10 protein-coding genes and 2 riboswitches are annotated in these 13,954 nt (G+C 67.2%); of the genes, 8 read left to right on the top strand and 2 right to left on the bottom strand.

Annotation, left to right across the window (positions count from 1 at the left end; genetic code table 11):
- Positions 1-30: 30 nt before the first annotated feature.
- Complete coding sequence (locus tag CAL22_RS18305; protein WP_094815655.1) at positions 31-303, bottom strand: hypothetical protein; 273 nt, start codon at positions 301-303, stop codon at positions 31-33.
- Between the two features lie 102 nt (positions 304-405).
- Between CAL22_RS18305 and apbC the strand changes: the two genes are divergently transcribed.
- From apbC to dcd, 4 genes are all read left to right on the top strand, one after another.
- On the top strand, positions 406-1,500 hold the full coding sequence (gene apbC / locus CAL22_RS18300; protein ID WP_094815654.1) for an iron-sulfur cluster carrier protein ApbC: 1,095 nt from the start codon (positions 406-408) through the stop codon (positions 1,498-1,500).
- A gap of 3 nt (positions 1,501-1,503) precedes the next feature.
- Complete coding sequence (locus CAL22_RS18295; protein WP_094815653.1) at positions 1,504-3,414, top strand: autotransporter assembly complex protein TamA; 1,911 nt, start codon at positions 1,504-1,506, stop codon at positions 3,412-3,414.
- Positions 3,411-7,064 (top strand): translocation/assembly module TamB domain-containing protein, encoded by a 3,654-nt coding sequence (locus tag CAL22_RS18290; protein ID WP_094815652.1) that lies wholly within the window; start codon positions 3,411-3,413, stop codon positions 7,062-7,064. Before CAL22_RS18295 ends, CAL22_RS18290 begins: the two co-directional genes overlap by 4 nt.
- Positions 7,065-7,134: 70 nt before the next feature.
- Positions 7,135-7,698, top strand: coding sequence for a dCTP deaminase (dcd, locus tag CAL22_RS18285; protein ID WP_005015532.1), 564 nt, complete (start codon positions 7,135-7,137; stop codon positions 7,696-7,698).
- Here the strand turns inward: dcd and CAL22_RS18280 are convergent, their stop codons facing one another.
- Positions 7,699-8,208: a GNAT family N-acetyltransferase gene (locus tag CAL22_RS18280; protein ID WP_094815651.1), complete on the bottom strand. Its 510-nt coding sequence runs from the start codon at positions 8,206-8,208 to the stop codon at positions 7,699-7,701.
- Positions 8,209-8,290: 82 nt separating this feature from the next.
- Here CAL22_RS18280 and CAL22_RS18275 point away from each other — a divergent pair, with 82 nt between their 5' ends.
- The 4 genes from CAL22_RS18275 (at position 8,291) to gcvT (ending at position 13,938) form a co-directional block, all read left to right on the top strand.
- Positions 8,291-8,740 carry a hypothetical protein gene (locus tag CAL22_RS18275; protein WP_094815650.1) on the top strand — a complete coding sequence of 150 codons (450 nt, stop codon included), beginning with the start codon at positions 8,291-8,293 and terminating at the stop codon, positions 8,738-8,740.
- A gap of 190 nt (positions 8,741-8,930) precedes the next feature.
- Positions 8,931-11,201, top strand: coding sequence for an arginine/lysine/ornithine decarboxylase (locus CAL22_RS18270; protein WP_094815649.1), 2,271 nt, complete (start codon positions 8,931-8,933; stop codon positions 11,199-11,201).
- Positions 11,202-11,215: 14 nt separating this feature from the next.
- Entirely contained in the window at positions 11,216-12,409 is a 1,194-nt protein-coding gene (locus CAL22_RS18265) for an NAD(P)/FAD-dependent oxidoreductase (RefSeq protein ID WP_094816787.1), read from the top strand.
- Positions 12,410-12,537: 128 nt separating this feature from the next.
- A riboswitch (glycine riboswitch) is annotated at positions 12,538-12,630 on the top strand.
- 24 nt (positions 12,631-12,654) lie between these two features.
- A riboswitch (glycine riboswitch) is annotated at positions 12,655-12,766 on the top strand.
- A 71-nt stretch (positions 12,767-12,837) separates the two neighbouring features.
- Complete coding sequence (gene gcvT, locus CAL22_RS18260; protein WP_094815648.1) at positions 12,838-13,938, top strand: glycine cleavage system aminomethyltransferase GcvT; 1,101 nt, start codon at positions 12,838-12,840, stop codon at positions 13,936-13,938.
- Positions 13,939-13,954 lie beyond the last annotated feature (16 nt).

Genomic DNA, 13,954 nt, shown 5'->3' with positions numbered 1-13,954 from the left:
CGCGGGCCCGGATGGCCGGGCCGGGGGCGCTTAGCGGACTTCGCGGGCTTCGACGTCGATGACGTCGCCGCCGCGGGCCGGGGCCGTGGCAAAGGGCGGCTGGCCCTGGAAGGGGCGGCCGGCCTGGCGTTGGCTCCAGTAGGCGCGCACCCCGAAAGGTTTGCCGCGCACCTTGGCCACCACGTACAGAATGCCCAGCGCAATCGCGGTGGAGGCCATGAAGACCAGCGCCATCAGCATGCCGATCAAGCCCAGCACGATGACGGGAATGGCGCGAAGAAAGCGAATGAGAGCGTTGGTCATGAAATTAGGATGTAAAAACAGGGCAAAAGGTTCCGTCGCATCCGCTATCCTTGTGGGTAATGGCTGACGTATTTCCCGCAGCGCCTCTGAAATCATAGTGACATGAGTATAACGATAGACCAAATCCGCGGCGTATTGCGCAGTGTTTCCGACCCCAATACCGGCCTGCCCCTGGGGGCTTCTGTAAAAGATCGTGACATCCAGGTCGAGGGCGGCCTGGTCCGCGTCCTGATCGAACAGGGCTATCCCGGGCGCGAGGCGCAGGCCCAGCTGGCGGAGATCGCCCGCTCGGCGCTGGCCGCCGCCGGCGTGAGCCAGGCCGAAATCTCGGTGGCCGTGCGCGTGCAGCCGCACGCGGTGCAACGCGGGCTCAAGCCCCTGCCCAACGTGCGCAACATCATCGCCGTGGCCTCCGGCAAAGGCGGGGTGGGCAAAAGCACCACGTCGGTCAACCTGGCGCTGGCGCTGGCCGCCGAAGGCGCCAGCGTGGGCGTGCTCGACGCCGACATCTATGGCCCCAGCATCCCCACCATGCTGGGCATCTCGGGCCGGCCCGAGAGCCTGGACAACAAATCCATGGAGCCGCTGGTCGGCCATGGCATCCAGGCCAACTCCATCGGCTTTCTGATCGATGCCGATTCTCCGGCCATCTGGCGCGGCCCCATGGTCACGCAGGCGCTGGAGCAGTTGCTGCGCCAGACCAACTGGCGCGACCTCGACTATCTCATCGTCGATATGCCGCCGGGCACGGGCGATGTGGCGCTCACGCTGGCGCAGAAGGTGCCGGTCGTCGGCGCGGTCATCGTCACCACCCCGCAGGACGTCGCGCTGCTGGATGCGCGCAAGGGCTTGCGCATGTTCCAGAAGGTCGAGGTGCCCATCCTGGGCGTGGTCGAAAACATGGCCATCCATATTTGCACGCAGTGCGGCCACGCCGAGCATATCTTTGGCGAAGGCGGGGGCCAGCGCATGGCCGATCAGTACGACGTACCCTGGCTGGGCAGCCTGCCGCTGACGCTGGCCATCCGCGAGCAGACCGACGCGGGCACACCCACCGTCGTGGCCGATCCGCAAGGCGAGGCCGCCGGCTTGTATCGCGCCATCGCGCGCAAGGTGGCCGCCCAGGTCGCGGCTTTGCCCAAGGACATGGCAGGCAAGATGCCGGGCGTCGTCGTCCAGCAGCAGCGGCCTTCGTAAGGCATGCGGAGGTATCGCGCCGCTCTAGCCCTGGCAGTCCTGGCGTGGTCTGTGCAGGCGCATGCAAGCCGTCCCGAGATCATCATCGATCCGGGCGGTGTCACGCCGCAGGCGCTGACCGTCATCACCGAGGCCGTCGACGCCATCGCGCGCCTGGCGGAAGATCAGGATGGCGGTGAAATCACCCGCCTGCGGCGCCGCGCCCGCGATGCGACGGTCGCCGCGCTGGCCACCCAGGGGTATTTCACCCCCACGGTGACCCTGGCGCCCGGCACCGACGTCGGCGGCGATACCTGGGATATTTCGATTCAGGCCGGTCCGCGGGCGGTCATCCGTTCGGTCGACCTGAATTTCACGGGCAGGGTGCTGCGGCCCGAGTACGCCGCGCGCATCGATCAGTGGCGCCAGGCCTGGAGCCTCAAGCCTGGCCAGCCCTTCATCAATGGCGAGTGGAACAAAGCCAAGGCGCATCTGCTCGACAGCGTTTCGTCGCGCGACTTTCTGCTGGCCACCATGACCGAATCGCAGGCCGAGGTCCATGCCGACAGCGCCATGGTGGATCTTTCGGTGCGCATCGACAGCGGGCCGTTGGTGCGCCTGGGCGAGTTGCAGACCCAGGGACTCAAGCGCGTACCGGAAAGCCTCATCACCCGCTATGTCCGGTATAGCGAGGGCGAGTCCTACAGCCAGGATCAGCTCGACGATTGGCAGCAGGAGCTGCAATCGACGGCGTTTTTCCGCGGCGCCTTCGTATCCTTGCGCCGCTCGGGCGGCCAGCTGGCCGATGCGCCGGTGGCCAACACGCCGGATGGCGACGTCAAGGCGCGCGCGCCGGGCGCCAGTGGTCTGGCGGCGGCGCAGCCGGCCGGCGAGGCCAAGGTTTCGGGCGCGCCCGGCGCCGCGCCGCCCGCGGTCTATGACCCGGACGGCGAGGTGACATTGCCCGTCGATGTCCGCGTGGTCGAAGCCCCGGCCAAGCGCGCCGCCGTGGCCATCGGGGTCGATGACACGGCCGGCGCCCGTTTCGAGACGCTCTACCGCCAGAACATCGTCTTCGGCCAGCCGGTCACGATGGAAACCGGCCTGGGCGTGGACCGGCTGCGGCAGCGCGCCTTCATGGATTTCACGCTGCCGCCCGACAGCCGGGGCCGGCGCGATTCCGTCGGCGTGCTGGCGCAGCGATCCGATATTCAGGGCCTGGAAGTGACCCGCTACGCCCTGGGCTTTACGCGCATGCAAGAGCGCAAGGGCGCGGGCGACAGCCGGGTCGAGTACGAGACCCGCTGGGGGGCGCTGCTGGCGCACGACCACGTCCAGATCGACGGGGGCGACACCTACGACCTGCCCACCGCCACGGTGACGGCGGATTGGCTGCGCCGCGATGTGGACAGCAAATACGACCCGCGCGAGGGCAATCTGATCGCCGTGGGCGGCGGCGTCGGCACGGTGCTCGATAGCGGCGACCCGTTTTTCAGGCTGCGCCTGCGCGGCCAGAAGTGGTGGCCCATCGGCGAGCGCGACGTGCTCACGCTACGCGGCGAAGTGGGCCGGGTGTGGTCCAACAGCAAAACCCGTGTGCCGGATGATTTCGGCTTTCGTACCGGCGGAGCACGCTCCATCCGCGGCTATCGCTATCAGAGCATCGGCCTGAAGCAGGATGACGCCACGGTCGGCGCGCCCACACTGGCGGTGGCCAGCGTGGAGTACGACCACTATTTCAACGAGCGCTGGGGCGTGGGCTTTTTCGTCGATGCGGGTGACGCGGCGGAGTCGTTCGGCGGCATGGACGTCGCGGTGGGTTATGGCGTGGGCGCGCGGGTGCGCACCCCGGCCGGCCCGCTGTTCCTGGACGTGGCCTATGGCCAGCGCGAGCATGACCTGCGTTTGCATTTTTCGCTGGGGATCGCGTTTTGACCAAGCTGCGCGCCGTATTGCGGCATCTGCTGATCTGGTGGCTGCCGGGACTGGCCATCCTGGCGGCGCTGGCCGCTTCGTTTGTGTTCTGGCTGGTGGCCTCGCAAACCGGCAGCCGCCTGCTGCTGGATTCGGCCGTGTCGATGTTGGGCGGCGAAGTGGAAGCCATCGAGGGCTCGGTGCTCAAGGGCTTGCGCGTCGGGCGGCTCGACCTCACGGTGGCCGACACCCGCATCGAGGCAAGCAACCTCTGGCTGGACGTGGATTGGAGCGAGCTGGGCCACCGTCGCGCCTATGTCCGGGCGCTGACGGCGGATCGCCTGGCCGTCGGCCTGCCGGCCTCCTCGCCGGAAGACCCGGCTCAGCAAACGTCTGCCGGCCTTCCCGATGCGCTGTCTTTGCCGGTCTCCATCGACGTGGATCGCCTGGCCGTCGGCGAGTTCGCGCTGACCCGGGCCGGCCAACCGTTGCCGGTCAGTGTGCACGACATTGCGCTGGGGCTGCATGTGCAGCGCGAGGCTGCCGCCCGGCTGGATATCCAGAGCCTGCGCGTGGATCATCCCGAAGGGCGGGTGCGCCTGAACGGTTTGCTCGATGTGCAGAAGCTGGCTGCGCCCTGGCCCGTGGCCGCGCGCCTGGAAGCCCGCATCGCGGCCGCGCGTCCGGACGCCACCTTCTGCATGGAATTGGGCGACCTGAAGGCCAGCCAGAAAGCGCAGGACGAGGCCGCCCGCGCTGGCCAACAGGGTGCCTATCTCGTGACGCGCCCGGAGGTGGTCCAGGGCGCCGCCAGCGCGCTGGGTGGCCAGGCGCCGGGCGCGGCCGAGGCCGACTTGCGGCGCGAGCGTTGGCGCGAGGCGGTGCGGCAGTTGTGCCCGATTGCGCTGTCCGCCCAGGCGCAGGGCACGCTGGAACAGCTCGCGGTCACGCTGCAAGGCAGCGGCGCGGGCCTGGTGGTCGACGCGCAGGCCGCGGTCAAGCCGCTGGCCAGTTTTCCGTTGCGCGACGCGCGCCTGGAACTCAAGCGCGATGACGGCTCCGGCCTGAGCGCCGTGGTCGACTGGGAGTCGGCCGCCGAGGCCGGCGCGCCGGACCGCATCCAGGCGCATGTGGTCTCCGACCGCCTGGATCTCAAGCGCCTGCTGGGAGATTGGCTGCCGCCGGCGGTCCTGAGCGCCCAGGCCGACATCAAGGCCGAACTCCAGGATCTGAGCGTGTTGCGGTCGGCGGATCTGCAACTGCGGATCGCGCCGGACAGCCGCTGGAACAAGCAAGCGCTGGCCGGCACCGTGGCCGCGCAGTTGCGCAGCCAGGAAGGCGGCGCGGCCTTCGCGCCGGGCCTGCCGCCCGGTCTGCGGGTGCCCTTGCTGGACGTGGATCTCACGTTGGGCAAGAACCGCGTGCGCGCCCAAGGCGCCTTGCAGGAGGTGCAGGCCAAACTGGCGCTCGACGTGCAGGCGCCGGATCTGGCTGCTTTCTGGCCGGATCTGCCGGGCGGCGGCGTGGCGCTCAAGGCCGACCTGGATGGCGAGCTGGCCCGCCACAAAGGCAAGGTCGAAGCGCGCTACACCCCCCCCAAACCGCAGCCCAAGCGCTTGGGCAACGCGCCGGTCGAGGCCCGCCTGGCGTTCGAAGGCGGCTGGGCGGCGCAGGACGGTCTGGCCGGGTGGCGTGGCCGGGTCACGGGCCTGTCGGCGCAAAGCGCCGGGTTCACGCTCGCCATCCCGGGCGCGCTGGCGCTGGCGTATCAGCCCGATGCGGTGGCGCCGGCCTGGCAGTGGCAGGTGGGCGCCGCCGAGCTGCAGGCCACCTTCCCCGACAAGCAACGTCTGTCCTTGTCCCATGGCGGCTCGCGCGGCGGGCAGGGCCGTTGGGAGACGGCCGGCCGCGCCGAGAATTTCGAGCTGCGCGCCACCATGCTGCGCCAACTGATGACCGCCCTGGGCCAGGAAAACAAAAACGCCCAGGCCAACCGGGTCAACGCCGTGATCGCGGATGAGCAGCGGCGGATCGCCCTGGATTTCTCCTGGGATCTGAAATACGCCGGCGCGTTGTCGGGCCGCGCCCGGCTGGCGCGGCGCAGCGGCGACCTGCGCATTCCGGGCGACCCGCCCGTGCCCCTGGGCCTGAAGGCACTGCAGCTCGATGTCACCGCCACGGCCGGTCAGGGAGATGCCAGCCGCATCAATGCGGCGCTGGAGCTGAGCACCGAGAAGATGGGGCATGTCACGGCTACCGCCAACACCCAGATCAAGGGCTTGACGCTGGACCCGCGCCAGCCCGTGCGCGCCGATATCAGCGCCGATGTCGCTGACCTGACCTGGCTGAGCCTGTTCGTGGGCGATACGCTGGAAGTCGGCGGCTCGCTGCGCGCCAAGGCGCAGGTCGACGGCACGCTGTCCGGCGGCTGGAATGCCACGGGCAACATCGAGGGCGACAAATTGCGCGTCGTGCGTATCGACGACGGCGTGCGGCTGGTCGACGGCACGCTGCGCGCACGCCTGATCGGCGACCGGCTGGTGCTGGATTCGCTGCGGTTTCCGGCGGTGCTGCGTGTCATGCCCGACGAATGGCGCACCAAGGAGTGGATCACCACCAATCCCGAGGCCAAGGGCGGTTATGCCGAGGCCAAGGGAGAATGGAATCTCACCAGCATGGCGGGCCGCATCGGCGTGACCTTGTATCGCTTCCCGGCGCTGCAACGCTCGGATCGTTACGCCATGGTCAGCGGCCGCGTGGACATCGACATTGCCCTGCCGCGCATCTCCATCAACGGCGATATCACCGCCGATGCCGGGTGGATCAGCCTGGAAATCCTGCAGGGCGTGCCCTCGCTGGACGACGACGTGCGCGTGGTCCGGCCCGGTGACGACCAGAAGTCCGCAACGCCCATCCAGGTGGAGATGGACCTGAAAGTCGATATGGGCCCGCGCTTTTACATTACCGGCATGGGCCTGGACGCCGGTCTGGTCGGCAATCTGCAGATTCTGATGCAGGGCGGACGCCTCACCGGCATGGGAGCTTTGCACACCCGGGCCGGCGGCATCGAAGCCTATGGCCAGAAGCTGCGCCTGCGGCGCGGCACGCTGACCTTCCAGGGCCGGCTGGATAACCCCATCCTGGATATTCTGGCCCTGCGCACGGGCGAAACGGTCGAAGCCGGCGTGCAGGTGACCGGCACGGCTCAGCGGCCGCGCATCGATCTGGTCTCCTACCCGGACGTCAGCGATGTGGAAAAACTCTCCTGGCTGGTGCTGGGCCGGGGGCCGGACTCCGGCGGCGGCGACACGGCGCTGCTGCTGTCCATCGGCACGGCCCTGTTGGGCGGCGGCGAGCCGCTGTATAAGCAGTTCGGCCTGGATGACGTCAGCATGCGCACTGGCGCGATCGGCAGCTCCGGCAGCCTGTTGCCCGACCGCACCGTGGCCAGTTCGGTCAACCGCGACGCCGACGCCGACCTGGCCACCCAGTTTCTGGTGGCGAGCAAGAATTTCGCCAATGGCATCACGTTGAGCGTGGAGCAGGCCATGGCCGGCAGCGAGACCGTGGGCCGGGCCAGTTACCGGCTGGCCCAGGGCCTGTCGCTGGACCTCAAGGGCGGCTCGGTCAACGGCATCGAACTCATCTACCGTTGGGTGGTGGGCGAATGAACCGGGGCTCCTCGCCAGGCCGCGGCGGCGACGCGATAAAATATCGCGCATTGCATAGGGGTACCCATTCATGAGCATCAAAAGCGACCGCTGGATCCGCCGCGCGGCCGAGGGCGGCATGATCGAACCGTTCGAGGCAGGCCAGGTGCGCACCGCGAACGGCGGACGCATCGTCAGCTATGGCACGAGCAGCTACGGCTACGATGTGCGTTGCGCCGACGAGTTCAAAATTTTCACGAACATCAATTCCACCATCGTCGATCCCAAGAACTTCGACGAGGGCTCGTTCGTGGACTTCAAGGGCGATGTCTGCATCATTCCGCCCAACTCGTTCGCCCTGGCGCGCACGGTGGAGTACTTCCGCATCCCGCGCAGCATCCTGACCATCTGCCTGGGCAAGAGCACCTACGCGCGTTGCGGCATCATCGTCAACGTCACCCCGCTCGAACCGGAGTGGGAGGGCCACGTGACGCTGGAGTTCTCCAACACCACGCCGCTGCCGGCCAAGATCTACGCCGGCGAGGGGTGCGCGCAGATGCTCTTCCTGGAAAGCGACGAGGTCTGCGAGACCTCCTACCGTGACCGGGGCGGCAAGTACCAGGGCCAGCGCGGCGTGACCTTGCCGCGCACGTAATCACAGCCGCAGGATCATCAGCGTTTCTTCCAGGTAGCGGCCGTCCACGCACAGCGCGGCCGGTTCGCGCCCGTAGGCGGTAAAACCGAGGGTCTCGTACAGCCGCGAGGCGGCGGGATTGCCCTCGGCCACGGTCAGCAGCACCTGGCGCACGCCGTCCCAGCGGCCCGCCTGCGCGACGATGGCGGCCAGCAGACGGCGCCCCAGCCCTTGCCGCCGTTGCGCGGGCGCAACGTAGATGCCCCAGATCACGGCCTTGTGCATTTGTTTCAGCGTACCCAGGCGCATCAGGCCGGCGCAGCCCACCAGCAGCCCCTGTTCCCAGGCGCCGAGCACGGCCCGGCTGGAGCAGGATTCGAGCTTGCGGGCCCATTCCTCCACCGTGACAAGCTGCTCCTCTTCGTAACTCGATCCAAAAGCCTCGGGCGTCTCGCGCAGGGCGGCCAGCCGCAATGCCTTGAAATCTGAAGCATCTTGCGGGCCGAGCGGGCGTATGCTGAAGGTTTGCATTGACGATCCTTTGCTTGTGGAGCGGGCGGAACTGCTCTGTGGCTTCCTATAATGGAAGATACCCGAATGCAGGAGTCGCCCGATGTTTGGTTTCTTCAAGAAGCAAGCGCCTGAAGCCGATCCGCAAGTTCAGGCCGAGTTCAGCGAGCGCGTGAACGCGGCCGCGGCCGATTTTCTCGCAGCGTTGCCGGATACCTCCCGTTTCGACTATCAGCCGGCCAGCGTGGGCCTGCTCGACGGCGTGGCCGCGCAGGTGCGCGCCGGCGAACTGTCGCTCACGCCCATGCAACGGGTCGGCATGGCCGCCTATCTGTATGAAGTCGCGCGGCGCGCCCACGGCGGGCAGTACGAGGTTTGCGATAACGATGATCCGGTCGTGCTGGTCACCGGGCAGCCCGATTTCGACGTGTGCCTGTGCGGCATTTCGCGCATCGAGCGCACGCTCAGCGGCAAGGAAGACGAGTCGGTGCAGGCCTTTTACCGCCATTACGAGGCTGCCGTGGCGGCCGCCGCGCCGGCGACCCTGCGCTGACCTGCGCGGGGTTGGCCGTGCGCATGACGGATGCCGGACGAGGCAATTTCGAGGCTGTCATCCGCGTGGCTAAGAATCCGTCCTACAATCCCCCCCGAATCGCCGGCCTCGCGCCCGACTGAGGATTTCAGCCGGGCGTCCCGAAGTACACTCGCGTCCGTTTTGCCTTGCCCGCCCCAGGAGCGCCCGCATGAAATTTCGCTTCCCCATATTCATCATCGACGAAGACTTCCGCTCCGAGAACGCCTCGGGTCTGGGGATACGTGCCCTGGCGTCGGCCATCGAGGCCGAGGGCGTGGAAGTCATCGGCGTGACCAGCTATGGTGACCTGAGCTCCTTTGCCCAGCAGCAAAGCCGTGCGAGCGCGTTCATCCTGTCCATCGACGACGAAGAGTTCGACGTCGACTCGCCCGAGGACGTGGCCAGCGCCATCAAGAATCTGCGCACCTTCATCGGTGAGCTGCGCTTTCGCAATGCCGACATCCCCATCTATCTGTATGGCGAGACGCGCACGTCGGAGCACATCCCGAACGACATCCTGCGCGAACTGCATGGCTTCATTCATATGTTTGAAGACACGCCCGAGTTCGTCGCGCGGCACATCATCCGCGAGGCGCGCAGCTACGTCGACAGCCTGCCGCCGCCGTTTTTCCGCGAACTGGTCAAGTACGCTCAGGATGGTTCCTACTCCTGGCACTGCCCGGGCCACTCGGGCGGCGTCGCCTTCCTGAAAAGCCCGGTGGGCCAGATGTTCCACCAGTTTTTTGGCGAGAACATGCTGCGCGCCGACGTCTGCAACGCGGTGGACGAATTGGGCCAGTTGCTGGACCACACCGGCCCGGTGGCCGAGTCGGAAGTCAATGCCGCGCGCATTTTCCACGCCGATCACTGCTTTTTCGTGACCAACGGCACCTCGACCTCGAACAAGGTCGTCTGGCACGCCAACGTGGCCGCCGGCGATGTGGTGGTGGTGGACCGCAACTGCCACAAGTCCATCCTGCACGCCATCACCATGACGGGCGCCATCCCGGTGTTCTTGCGCCCGACGCGCAACCACCTGGGCATCATCGGCCCCATCCCGCTGGCCGAGTTCGATCCCGAGAACATCCGCAAGAAGATCGAAGCCAACCCGTTTGCGCGCGAGGCGGTCAACAAGAACCCGCGCATCCTCACGCTCACCCAGAGCACCTATGACGGCGTGATCTATAACGTCGAGATGATCAAGGAAAAGCTGGGCAGCTATGTGGATACGCTGCACTTCGACGAGGCCTGGCTGCCGCATGCGGCGTTTCACGAGTACTACCAGGACATGCACGCCATAGGCCAGGACCGTCCGCGTAACAAAGACGCGATGGTCTTCGCCACGCACTCCACCCACAAACTGCTGGCCGGTATTTCGCAGGCCTCGCAAATCATCGTGCAGGAGTCGGAGTCGCGCAAACTGGACCGCAACGTGTTCAATGAAGCGTATCTGATGCACACCTCGACCTCGCCGCAGTACGCCATCATCGCCTCCTGCGATGTGGCCGCCGCGATGATGGAGCCGCCGGGCGGCACCGCGCTGGTCGAAGAGAGCATCCGCGAAGCCCTGGATTTCCGCCGCGCCATGCGCAAGGTGGAGTCGGAGTTCGGCAGGAATGACTGGTGGTTCAAGGTCTGGGGGCCCAACCGCCTGGTTTCCGAGGGGATCGGCAACCGCGACGAATGGATCCTGGAAGCCAACGATCATTGGCATGGCTTTGGCGAACTGGCCGAAGACTTCAACATGCTGGATCCGATCAAGGCCACCATCATCACCCCGGGGCTGGACATGTCCGGCAGCTTCGGTGAAACCGGTATTCCCGCGGCCCTGGTGTCCAAATACCTCACCGAGCACGGCGTGGTGGTCGAGAAAACCGGCCTCTACTCCTTCTTCATTCTCTTTACCATCGGCATCACCAAGGGCCGCTGGAATACGCTGTTGACCGCCTTGCAGCAGTTCAAGGACGATTACGACCGCAACCAGCCCTTGTGGCGCATCCTGCCGGACTTCTGCCGCGAACACCGGCAGTACGAACGCCTGGGGCTGCGCGATCTGTGCCAGGTCATCCACGAAGCCTATCGCCAGCGCGATGTGGCACGCCTGACCACCGAAATGTATTTGAGCGACATGGTTCCGGCCCTCAAGCCGTCGGACGCCTTTGCCCGCATGGCGCACCGTCAGGTCGAGCGCGTGGAGATCGATCAGCTCGAAGGCCGAGTGACCGGTGTGCTGCTCACGCCTTACCCGCCGGGCATTCCCTTGCTGATCCCCGGCGAGCGCTTCAACCGCACCATCGTTCAATACCTGCAGTTCGCGCGCGAGTTCAATGAGCGGTTCCCGGGCTTCGAAACCTATATCCACGGGCTGGCCCAGGATGTGGGGCCGGACGGCGCCAAGCGTTATTACGTGGATTGCCTCAAAGAGAGCGACGCTCCCTGAGCTTGTCTGCCGGCATGTTTGACGTTGCGATAATTGGCGCCGGGGCGGCCGGCATGATGTGCGCGGCCGTGGCCGGCCAGCGCGGCCTGTCCGTGGTGCTCATCGACCACGCCAGCCGGCTGGCCGAGAAGATCCGCATCTCCGGCGGCGGGCGCTGTAATTTCACCAACCTGGGCGCCAGCCCCGCGCAGTTTCTTTCCGAGAATCTGCATTTCTGCCGCTCGGCGCTGGCGGGCTATACGCCGCAGGATTTTCTCGGGCTGATGCGCGAGCACCGCATCGCCTGGCACGAAAAACATCGCGGGCAATTGTTCTGCGACCACAGCAGCGAAGACATCATCGAGATGCTGCGGCGCGAATGCGAGCGCGGCCGGGTGACCTGGCGCATGCCCTGTGCGGTGCGGGAGATCACGCGCGATGGCGAGTCCTGGGCCCTGGCCACCGATGGCGCGCCATTGCGCGCGGCGCGGCTGGTCATCGCCACTGGCGGTATGGCCATCCCCCAGCTGGGCGCGACGGACTTTGGCTTGAAGGTCGCGCGCCAGTTCGGCTTAAAGGTGGTCGAGCCCCGGCCCGCGCTGGTGCCGCTGACCTTCGACGCGCAACAGTGGCAGCCGTTCGCCGAGTTGTCCGGGGTCGCGCTGGAGGTCAGCCTGGGCACCGGGCAGGGCAAGGCGCGCGGGGAGTTCCTCGAGGATCTGCTCTTTACGCACCGGGGGTTGTCGGGGCCGGCGATTCTGCAGATCTCCAGTTATTGGAAGCCGGGCACGGCCATCGAGATCGATCTGGCGCCGGGCCGGGATCTGGCTAAGGAATTGCTGCAGGCCAAGTCGGGGGCGCGGCAGCAGATGCATACCGTGCTGGCGGGCCTGTGGCCCAAGCGCCTGGCCGACGCCTGGCTGGCGCAATCGGGCGACGCGGGCCTGGCGCAGGCGCGGCTGGCCGACGTGCCCGACCGCAAATTGCTCGATCTGGCCGCGCGCATTCATCACTGGTCGCTCGCGCCGACCGGCACGGCCGGCTACAAAAAGGCCGAGGTCATGCGCGGCGGCGTCGATACCCGCGCGCTGGATCAGAAATCCCTGCAGGCGCGGGCCGTTCCGGGGCTGTATTTCATCGGCGAGACGGTGGACGTGACGGGCTGGCTGGGGGGCTACAACTTCCAGTGGGCCTGGGCGTCGGCGGTGGCCTGCGGCCGGGCGCTCTGACCCTGGGGCCTGCCGCCCGGCCTGGGCGCGCGCGGCCATGGCCGAACGCTCGGCGATGCCGCGTCCGAGCGGCGGGAGAACCCGGGTTTTGCCGCCCCGCGCTTTCGTTGTATGCTTCGCACGCTGTCATGCATGTCGCGGGAGAGAGCGGGCCTTGAGGTCCGCCGCCGAAGGCGCAATTCGCCCGGAATCGCTCAGGTAACCCATACCGCGCATTGCACGCCCAGCCGCCTGGCGGTTGGCCGTAACAGCACTCTGGAGAGACCTGGCGCCGCGCAGCGGTCAGCCCAGGCGCCGAAGGTGCAAACCCGCCATGCGCGCGGGGCAACTCTCAGGCAAAAGGACAGAGGGGCGGAAACCCGACCGGCTACCGGGCGTTTTCCGCATCCCTGGGGCCGGCATTCTCTATGCCATTGGAGCGCCCTCGCATGTCCGCCTCTTTGAAACGTACTCCCCTGGCCGAAACCCACCTGGGCGCCGGCGCCCGCATGGTCGATTTCGGCGGCTGGGAAATGCCGCTGGCCTATGGCTCGCAGCTGGAGGAGCATCACGCGGTGCGCCAGGATGCCGGCATGTTCGATGTGTCGCACATGCTCAACGTCGATGTCACTGGCGCCGATGCCACGGCCTTTCTGCGCCGTCTGGTGGCCAACGACGTCGCCCGCCTGAGCACGCCCGGCAAGGCGCTGTATTCCTGCATGCTCAACCCGCAAGGCGGGGTGATCGACGATCTGATCATTTATTACTTCGCGGCGGATAACTGGCGCGTGGTGGTCAATGCCGGCACCGCCGACAAAGACATCGCCTGGATGACACGCGTGGCGGCGGCCGGCGATTTCGCCGTCAGCATCACCCCGCGCCGCGATCTGGCCATGATCGCGGTGCAAGGCCCCAACGCCCGCGCCAAGGTGTGGTCGGCCCGCCCGGGCTGGCAGGCCGCCACCGAGGCCCTGACGCCGTTTAGCGCGGCGCGCCAGCCCGAGGACACGCTCGTCGCCCGCACCGGCTACACCGGCGAGGATGGCTTCGAGATCGTGCTGCCGGCCAGCGCAGCGGTCGCGCTCTGGCAAGACCTCACCGCCCAGGGCGTACGCCCTTGCGGGCTGGGCGCGCGCGATACCCTGCGCCTGGAAGCCGGCATGAATCTCTACGGCCAGGACATGGACGAACTCATCCATCCCGATCAGGCTGGCCTGACGTGGACGGTGTCGCTCAAGGACGACGCGCGCCGCTTCATCGGCCGGGATGCGCTCGAGCAATTCGCCACGCCCCGCGCCTTTCTGGGGCTGCGGCTTGCCGAACGCGGCGTGATGCGCGCGCACATGGCCGTGCGCACCCCGCAGGGCCCGGGCGAGATCACCAGCGGCACCATGTCGCCGACGCTGGGCGTCTCCATCGCCTTTGCCCGCCTGCCGCTGGCCGTCAAGCCCGGCGACGCGGTCGAGGTCGACATCCGCGGCAAATGGGTGCCCGCCACCGTGGTCAAACTGCCTTTCGTGCGTCACGGCAAAGCTGTCGAACACTCGTAAACTGGCGGCTTGCGCG

Source organism: Bordetella genomosp. 12 (assembly GCF_002261355.1).
Taxonomy (GTDB): Bacteria; Pseudomonadota; Gammaproteobacteria; order Burkholderiales; family Burkholderiaceae_B; genus Bordetella.
This window is presented reverse-complemented; position numbering and strand designations above follow the sequence as displayed.